We start from the raw sequence: 8,006 nt of genomic DNA, 5'->3' as shown, positions 1-8,006 counted from the left end.
CGCCCTGGCCGGCCAGAAGATCCATCGGCCGCCGATGACCAGCAGGGCCGGCATCAGGGTGACCATCGCGACCAGCCCGACGAGGATGCCGATCGCGCAGGCCGGGCCGAGCCCCTGGGTGGAGTTGAGGGTGGCCAGCATGAGCAGCAGCAGGCTCACGGCGACGGTCGCGGCGCTGGCGACGATCGCCGGGCCGCAGCGGCGCAGCGCCTTGGCCATCGCCTCGTGGCGGTCCGCGTGGACGCGCAACTCCTCGCGGTACCGGGAGATGAGCAGCATCGCGTAGTCCGTCGCGGCGCCGAACACCAGCACCGTCAGGATGAAGCTGGTCTGCGTGTTCACGGTCAGGCCGGCGTGCTCGGCCAGCAGGTAGATCACCGCCTCCGACGTCACCAGCGCGACGCCGGCGGTGAGCAGCGGCAGCAGCGGGAGGATCGGGCTGCGGTACGTGAGCAGCAGGATCACCACGACCACCACCGCGGTGATGGTGGTGAGGCCGCCGCCCCCGCTGAACGCCTTGATCGAGTCGGACGCCTGGCCGGCCGGGCCGGTGACGTGGAAGCCGAGGCCGTTCGCGTCCGCCCGGCCGACCGCCGTGATCGCGTCGACGATCCGGCCGATGCCCGCCCAGCCCTCGCTGTCCTTGTGGACCTGTACGACGGTCTGGATGGCCGCGCCGTCGTCGGAGCGCACCGGCCCCTGCGGCCGGCCGACGACGCCGTCCAGGCGGGTGAACGCTTCGGCGTCGGCGCGGGCCTTGGCCAGGTCGGCGTCGGTCACGCCGCCGGGCCGGTCGTAGATGACGATGGCGGGCACGGTGTCGCCCGGCTGGAACCGGGCGGCCCGCTCGACCACCGCGGTCGACTCGGCGTTGCCGGGCAGCCACGCCGCGTTGTCGTTCTCCTCGACGTCGCCGAGCCGGCCGGCCAGCAGCAGCGCCGGCACCAGCACGACGAGCCAGACGGCGACGACGACCCACTTCGCGGTACGCATCGATGGCTCCTAATCGACGTGGGTGAGTTTGTCGGGGTTGGCGACGACATAGATGCCGCTGATCTGCCGGCCGTCCGGCGTGAGGTCGAGGGTGACCACCGCGAAGGGCACGCCACCGGCGACCAGCAGGGCCGACGGTTCGCCGTTGACGCTGCGGTACCGCACGTCGAGCCCTTCGCCCGACCGCCCGGCGAGCGCCGCGAGCAGCTTGGCGACCTTGTCGCGCCCCTGCAGCGGCCGCACGCCGCCCGCGTGGCCGGCGCCGTCGCCCCACAGGGTCACGTCGGGCGCCAGGATCTGCATCAGCGCGTCGAGGTCACCGCCGAGCGCCGCCGCGAGGAACCGCTCGGTGGCCTCCTGCTGCACCCGCGGGTCGGGCTCGAACCGCGGCCGCCGCGCGTGGACGTGCCCCCGCGCCCGGTGCGCGACCTGCCGGACCGCCGCGGCGCTGCGCCCGAGGATGTCGCCGATCTCGGTGTGCGCGTACCCGAACACCTCGTGCAGCACGAACACCGCCCGCTCGAGCGGCGTGAGCGTCTCGAGTACCACGAGCATCGCCATCGACACCGACTCCGTGTCGCCTTCCCTGTCGCCGTCCTCGAGGGGCCGGACGATGGGCTCGGGCAGCCACGGCCCGACGTAGGTCTCGCGCCGCCGGCTGATCACCGCCTGCTGGGCGAGGGCCCGGTTGACGGCGATGCGCACCAGGTACGCGCGGGGGTGCTCGACGGGTTCGCCGCCCTGCTGGCGCCCGCTCCAGGCCAGCCAGGTCTCCTGCAGCACGTCCTCGGTGTCGGCAACACTGCCGAGGATGTTGTAGACCATCGAGAACAGCAGCTCCCGCTGCTGACTGAACACCTGCGTCGTCGCGTCGGTCATGGATCGCCTCCTTCTGCCCACCTGAGAGCGAACCAGCCACCCCGAACGTGATGCGGAAGGCCCAACTGTGACCGGCGTCTCAGCAGCACCTCGGCGACAATGGCGCGATGGAGCGGTCGGCGGCGATCCAGGGGGCCTCGTTCGAGCTGGCGCGGCGGCGGACGGAGATCACCGGCGGGCTGTCGGCAGGCCTGGTCGAGCTGCTGGTCACGGCCGGCGTCTGGTCACCCGGGGAGGCGCTGTCGCACCTCCCGCGGCTGGCCACGGAGCTGGACCGGTGCGGTGTCCTGGAGTACCTCGTGCCGCTGCTGCCCGCCGACCTGTTGGCCCCGGCCCTCGCGTCGGTCGCGTCCGTCGACGACGAGTGGCAGCGGGCCGAACTGCTGGAAGCGCTCGCGCCGCACGTGCCGGTGGAGGCGTTGGCCATCGCGGCCGCGTTCGGCGACGAGGAGTTGCGCACCGGGACGATGGTCCGGCTCGCGCCGCACCTGCCGCCGGAGCAACTCGACGAGGTCCTGGCCGCGGTCCTCGCGGCTCCGCGCGAGTGGGATCTGCGGCGCCTCGCTCCGCATCTGCCGGCCGACCGGCTGCGCACGGTACTGGACGCGGCGCTCAGCATCTTTACACCGTTCTGGCGCGGCGTGGTACTGGCCGACCTGGCGCCGCTGCTGCCGCCCGACCTGCGCGCCGAGGCCTTGGCCGCGGCCTACGCCATCGCCGAGCCCGGCCCGAGGTCCCGGGCGCTGGTGGGTCTCGTGCCGCACCTGGCCGCGGACGAACGTGCGACGGCCGTCGAAGCGGCGTTGACGGCCGCCGTCGCAATCCCGTTCGAGCATGCGCGGTTCGAGCGGCTGACGGAGCTCATGCCGTACCTACCGGCGCTGCTGCACGAACGGGCGATCGCCGCGCTCAGCGGCTTCCCGCCCGACGGCTCACGCGCCGCGGCGGCGGCCGGCTTCGCGCCACACCTGGAACCGGACCTGCGAACGGCCGTCATGCGGCAGACCCTGGCCGACACGCTGACGATCGCGCCCGGCAGCGCACGCGTCGCGAGGCTGCTGATCCTGCTGCCACACCTGCCGGACGACGCGCGCGCGGCCGCCCGCCGCCAGGCGCTCGCCGACGCCACGACCCTGCCCGACGACGACCTCGCCGCCCGGGTCAACCAGCCCGGGCTCGGCCGGATCCTGCGGCTGGCCGGCGTCATCCCGCACCTGCCACCGGACGAGCGGACCGCCGCAGTCGAGCAGACGTACGCCGCCGCCCTGGCCGTCACCCATGCCGGCGCGCGCGGTGCGGCGATGACCGCGCTGCTGCCGTACCTGCCGGAGCAGCACCGCGACACCGCCCTGCACCTGGCGGTGACCGGCACCCGCGCGACCCGCCGCGACCTGTGGCGGGCGCGGGAGCTCTTCGCCCTCGCGGAGCATCGGCCCGCCGAGGTACTGGCCGAGGCGGTCACGCTGCTCGGCGAGCCCTGGCGCGCCAATCTCCTGGCCGCGCTCCCGCTGCCACCTGACCTGCTCCCCGAGGCGCTGGCCGCCGCCCTCGCCATCACCAACCCCTACTGGCGGACCGTGGCGCTGGCCGGCCTGACCCCGAACCTGCCGCCCGACCTGCGGTCACAAGCCCTCGACGCCGCCGTCGCCGTACTGGACGACCGGCGTTCGCGGGTGTGACGCCGGACCATCACCGACGGCCGGGCCGTCCTGTCGCGCACGCTGCGATGATCGACGGCATGGGTTCCGATCATGACGAGCCGACCGTCGTCCGGATGCTGGTCAGTGGGGGCGGCGAGGCCGACTTCTGGCTGATGGTCGAACCCGAGGGCATGACGTACGACGTTCCGCCCGAGCAGGCGACCGTCCTGCTGTTCCGCGGCTCGGACGCGATGGACTTCGAGGTGTGCCACCATCCCGACGGGTTGAGCATCTGGCGGCCCGGCAACACCGAGGTGTGGGCCGGCCCGGTCGGCGGTCCGCTGCGGCAGATCGGCGGGCGCCGCGACAACCCGTTCCCGACGCCGGACGGGTTCGACCCGGCCACCTGGCAGCCGGCGCCGCCCGCCTGAACGCCGGAAACCCGCTTGTGCCCGGTGCTGCAATGGAAGCGTCAGGACGCCATCACACGGGGGTGTACGAGTTTGCACGGGAGGCCGCGGCCGGGCGCCGGTTCGCACGTCGGTGACCGGATGAAGCTGCATCGGCGGCGGCTCCGGCTCGACGGGCGGGACTACACCGTCGTGACGCTCCGCCCGGGTACCCCGAGCCGGTTCAGCACGAACTTCTACCACGGCACCTGGCACGTGCTGTCGGACTGGGGCGGCGCACGCCTCCTCGGCCGGCTGCTGTGGGGCCTGGCGTACCAGCGCGTGCCCGGCACCGTCGTCCTCATCGACCGCCCGCACCTGGACACCAACCCGTTCGACGCGGAGCCCGCCGACCCCATCGCCCTCGTACCGGCACTCCTCACGCCCTTCACCCACAAGGCCGCACGCGACCTACGGCAGCGCCTGCCCCTGCGCGGCGCACCGGACGGCACGGTCCGTTGGCACACGCACGGCCTCGACACCGCGGTAGCCGCACAGCGTTCGCAGCGGGACCGCCCCCGCGGCAGCTGGCAGGCCCCGTGGATCCGGCCACGCGGCTTCACCGAACGCGTCGACCGCATCGGCGGCCTGGTGACGCTCACGGCAACACCGGACCTCCTCGAGGAACACGCGGTCGACGTCTCCACCCTCGGCGACTCCGCGTTCCACGGCATGGACTACACCGAGCTCAACTGGCCCAACGGCGAGGTCCAGGTGTTCCGCGACTACCGCGAGCGCGTCTCGGCCGCCGCCGTGGCCCGCCGCGAGATCCTGTCCGAAGCCGAGCCCGCCGCCGAGCCCGCCGCCGAGCCCGCCGCCGAGCGCAACGCCGGTGCGAAGGCGGGCACGCAGGCCGGCGCGAAGGCCCTCGCAAAGCCGGAGAGCAAGGCCCGCGCGAAGACCGGCGCCAGAGCCGGAACCAGGGCCGAAGCCAACCTCGAAGCCGAGGCCGGAGCCGGTGCTGATGCGAACCCGAGGGGCCCGAGCCGGCTGGACCCTTACGCCCTCAACCGCCTCATCTGGGACCGCGGCACGGAGGTCCGCCGCCGCCGACTGCCGGCTCAGACGTCGCGCCCGCGCACCAACGCGTAGCCCAGGCGCCGCTGACGAGCGCCGCTGACGAGCGCCGCTGACGGGCGGTTCAGACATCGCGGCGGCGCACCAGCGCGTAGCCCGCGCCCACCGCGGCCGCCGTCCAGCCGGTCAGCACCAGCAGCGCCGGTAACGGGTCCGCGGTGTCCATGAGCCGCTGCCCGGCCTGGTCGGGCAGGTACCGGGCGACCGCCGCCACACCCGGAATGCGGCTCAGGACTGGGCCGACGATGAAGAACAGCGGGATCAGGATGCCCAGCGTCAGTGCGGTGCTCCGCAGGGTCGCCGCCACACCGGCCGAGAACAGGCAGACCAGCGTGAGGTAGACCGCCGCGCCCGCCAGCGCGCGGGGCACGCCCGGTGCCGCCATCGACGTGCCGTACGGCCCCAGGCCGGCCTGGTTGACCGGCCACGACACCAGCACCGTGGCCACCGCGACGACCAGGGCAGCGCCGCACCCGACGAGCAGCTTGCCCCCGTACGCCAGGCCACGCCGCGGCACCGCGGCGAGCGTCGCCCGGACGGTGCCGGTGCCGTACTCGGACGTCACCAGCAGCGCGCCGAAGGCGATGAGCGCCAGCTGCCCGTACAACAGCCCGACAAAACCGGAATAGACCGGGTCGAAGTCGGGGCGCACCATCGCGGCGTTGCCGGTCTCGTACGCATTGCGGACCGAGAAGCCGCTGACGGCCGCGAGACCGACACTGATCAGGAACGTGAGCGCGAGCGTCCACACCGTGGACCGGATCGTGCGCAGCTTCGTCCACTCGGCCAGCACCACGGTGGTCATCGGGCACGCTCCTGCAGGCGGAGATAGGCGTCCTCAAGTGACGTCCCGTCACCGATGAACGACGCGAGCGGGGCGTCGGCCAGCAGCCGGCCGTGACCGATAACGATCAGGTGGTCGGCGGTGATGGCCATCTCGCTCATGAGGTGGCTGGAGACGAACACCGTGCGGCCCTCCGCGGCGAGGGAGCGCACCAGGTGACGCAGCCACCGCACACCCTCCGGGTCGAGGCCGTTGACGGGCTCGTCGAGCAGCAGGACGGGCGGGTCGCCGAGCAGCGCCGCAGCCAGGCCGAGGCGTTGGCGCATGCCGAGCGAGAAGCCGCGGACCCGACGGCGGGCCACCCCGTCGAGGCCGAGCTGCGTGAGCACCTGGCGGACCCGGGTCCGGCCGATGCCGTTGCTCTGGGCCAGCCACAGCAGGTGGTCGAACGCGGAGCGGCCGGGATGCACGGCGTCGGCCTCGAGCAGCGCGCCGACGTGTCCGAGCGGGTGGCGGATCCCGTCATACCGCCGGCCGCCGACCCGGATCTCGCCGGCGCTCGGCCGGGCCAGGCCGACGACCATCCGCATGGTCGTGGACTTGCCGGCACCGTTCGGGCCGAGAAACCCGGTGACCTGTCCCGGCTGGACGGTGAAGGTGAGCGCGTCGACGGCCTGAACTCCCCCGTAACGCTTGGAAACCTCGCGGACCTCAATCACGGGCCCAACGCTGCCGGATCGCACGGCCGGGCACATCCGACCGTGGTCCGATTCCGAAGCTCCTACCGTGGTCCGACGCGCGCCACCACCGCGCCGCATACGGTGGACCGCGTGAACGAGATGCACCGCCGCCTGCTGATCGCGCTGGACGGCCTGGCCGCCGCCATCGCCGCGGTGGTGTTCGTCGTGAGCGCGGTCGCCGGGCAGCACGGCGCGGCGGCGTGGGCCCGGGGGCTGCTGGCGGCCGCGGCCGCGCTGCCGATCGCGGCCGTCCGGCTGCGGCCGCGGCTGGTGTTCGGCGTCGTGCTCGCCGCGTCGCTGGGCTGGTCGATGCTGGACCGGGCGCAGCTGCCGTTCGTCGCCACCGCGTATGCGATGTTCCACTGCTCTTCGGTCACCTCACGCCCGCGGCGGGTGCGCGCCGTGACCGCCGTGCTGGTCAGTATCGGCGGGGTCGGCCTGCTCACCGCGGTCGGCAGCCCGCGCGGCGTGCCCGGCTGGTGGATCGGCCGGCCGCAGCTGCTCGCCCTCCTCGCGGCCGTGCTGGCCTGCGCCTGGACGGCCGGGCAGATCGTGCGCGACCGGCGGTTGTTCGCGCAGCGCGCCGCTGAGCAGGCCGCCCGCAGCGCGGTCGCGGAAGAGCGCCTGCGGATCGCCCGTGAACTGCACGACAGCGTCGCCCACAGCATGGGGGTCATCGCGATCAAGGCGGCGGTCGCCGGGCACGTCGCCGACCGGCGGCCCGAGGAGGTGCGCGACGCGTTGCGGGTCATCGAGACCACCAGCAAGGGAGCGCTGGCCGAGATGCGGCACCTGCTCGGCGTGCTGCGGTCGGACGACGACCCGGGCGAACACGAGCCACCCGGATTGGCGGCGCTGCCGGCGCTCACCCGCCGGGCCACGGCCGCCGGCGTGACCGTCGACGTGACGCTGCGGGACACCGAGCGATTACCCGCGACGCTGGAGCTCCCGGTGTATCGGATCGTGCAGGAGGCATTGACCAACGTGGTGAAGCATGCGGCGCCGACGCGCTGCCGGGTGGGTGTGACGGCGGCGGCGAGCGAGGTGAGCGTGGAGGTGTACGACGACGGCCGCCCAAACAGTAGCCCGCCGTCTAGCCGTGACCAAAGCCGTAGCGCAGGCCGTGACGTGGGCCGTGACGTGGGCCGTGACGTGGGCCGCGACTTCGGTCCGCACGGCTTGGGCGGGCACGGCTTGGTCGGCATGCGCGAGCGGATCGCCGCGTACGGTGGCACGTTCAGCGCCGGTCCCCGTCCCGAAGGCGGTTTCCGGGTTCTGGCAAGGATTCCGTACAACGAGGAGTCCGCATGACGGCCCCCACCCGCGCGGTCGGCGCTGCACGATCGGGCCTGCCGCACGACCACGAGGAGGCGGCATGACGGCCGCCATCCGCGCGGTCGGCGCTGCACGATCGGGCCTGCCGCACGACCACGAGGAGGCGGCA

At 73.6% G+C, this 8,006-nt stretch carries 8 protein-coding genes; 4 read left to right on the top strand and 4 right to left on the bottom strand.

Annotation, left to right across the window (positions count from 1 at the left end; all coding sequences use genetic code 11):
• Both ABZS66_RS40410 and sigJ read right to left on the bottom strand, forming a co-directional pair.
• The coding region (locus ABZS66_RS40410) for an MMPL family transporter (RefSeq protein WP_354767351.1) at positions 1-993 on the bottom strand (993 nt) is incomplete at its 3' end.
• A 9-nt stretch (positions 994-1,002) separates the two neighbouring features.
• Positions 1,003-1,872: an RNA polymerase sigma factor SigJ gene (gene sigJ, locus ABZS66_RS40405; protein WP_354767349.1), complete on the bottom strand. Its 870-nt coding sequence runs from the start codon at positions 1,870-1,872 to the stop codon at positions 1,003-1,005.
• 107 nt (positions 1,873-1,979) lie between these two features.
• Here sigJ and ABZS66_RS40400 point away from each other — a divergent pair, with 107 nt between their 5' ends.
• The 3 genes from ABZS66_RS40400 to ABZS66_RS40390 all read left to right on the top strand — a co-directional run bounded on the left by ABZS66_RS40400 (position 1,980) and on the right by ABZS66_RS40390 (position 5,053).
• Positions 1,980-3,551 (top strand): hypothetical protein, encoded by a 1,572-nt coding sequence (locus ABZS66_RS40400; protein ID WP_354767347.1) that lies wholly within the window; start codon positions 1,980-1,982, stop codon positions 3,549-3,551.
• Positions 3,552-3,610: 59 nt separating this feature from the next.
• On the top strand, positions 3,611-3,943 hold the full coding sequence (locus ABZS66_RS40395; RefSeq protein ID WP_354767345.1) for a hypothetical protein: 333 nt from the start codon (positions 3,611-3,613) through the stop codon (positions 3,941-3,943).
• Positions 3,944-4,063: 120 nt separating this feature from the next.
• Positions 4,064-5,053, top strand: a complete 990-nt coding sequence (locus ABZS66_RS40390) for a hypothetical protein (RefSeq protein ID WP_354767343.1) — start codon at positions 4,064-4,066, stop codon at positions 5,051-5,053.
• A 49-nt stretch (positions 5,054-5,102) separates the two neighbouring features.
• Here the strand turns inward: ABZS66_RS40390 and ABZS66_RS40385 are convergent, their stop codons facing one another.
• Both ABZS66_RS40385 and ABZS66_RS40380 read right to left on the bottom strand, forming a co-directional pair.
• Entirely contained in the window at positions 5,103-5,843 is a 741-nt protein-coding gene (locus ABZS66_RS40385) for an ABC transporter permease subunit (protein ID WP_354767341.1), read from the bottom strand.
• Positions 5,840-6,541, bottom strand: coding sequence for an ATP-binding cassette domain-containing protein (locus ABZS66_RS40380; protein ID WP_354767339.1), 702 nt, complete (start codon positions 6,539-6,541; stop codon positions 5,840-5,842). Before ABZS66_RS40380 ends, ABZS66_RS40385 begins: the two co-directional genes overlap by 4 nt.
• Positions 6,542-6,661: 120 nt before the next feature.
• Between ABZS66_RS40380 and ABZS66_RS40375 the strand changes: the two genes are divergently transcribed.
• Positions 6,662-7,873, top strand: a complete 1,212-nt coding sequence (locus ABZS66_RS40375; protein ID WP_354767381.1) for a histidine kinase — start codon at positions 6,662-6,664, stop codon at positions 7,871-7,873.
• Positions 7,874-8,006: the final 133 nt, after the last annotated feature.

Origin of the sequence: Dactylosporangium sp. NPDC005572, from assembly GCF_040605515.1 — a bacterium.
GTDB lineage: Bacteria > Actinomycetota > Actinomycetes > Mycobacteriales > Micromonosporaceae > Dactylosporangium.
The sequence above is the reverse complement of the archived record's forward strand: the minus strand, read 5'-3'. Positions and strand labels throughout refer to the sequence as shown.

Bases quoted from the DNA above. Each gene is read 5' to 3' on its own strand.
- ABZS66_RS40400 (WP_354767347.1), top strand. From the start codon at position 1,980: ATGGAGCGGTCGGCGGCGATCCAGGGGGCCTCGTTCGAGCTGGCGCGG.
- ABZS66_RS40390 (WP_354767343.1), top strand. From the start codon at position 4,064: ATGAAGCTGCATCGGCGGCGGCTCCGGCTCGACGGGCGGGACTACACC.
- ABZS66_RS40375 (WP_354767381.1), top strand. From the start codon at position 6,662: ATGCACCGCCGCCTGCTGATCGCGCTGGACGGCCTGGCCGCCGCCATC.
- sigJ (WP_354767349.1), bottom strand. From the start codon at position 1,872: ATGACCGACGCGACGACGCAGGTGTTCAGTCAGCAGCGGGAGCTGCTG.
- ABZS66_RS40385 (WP_354767341.1), bottom strand. From the start codon at position 5,843: ATGACCACCGTGGTGCTGGCCGAGTGGACGAAGCTGCGCACGATCCGG.
- ABZS66_RS40395 (WP_354767345.1), top strand. From the start codon at position 3,611: ATGGGTTCCGATCATGACGAGCCGACCGTCGTCCGGATGCTGGTCAGT.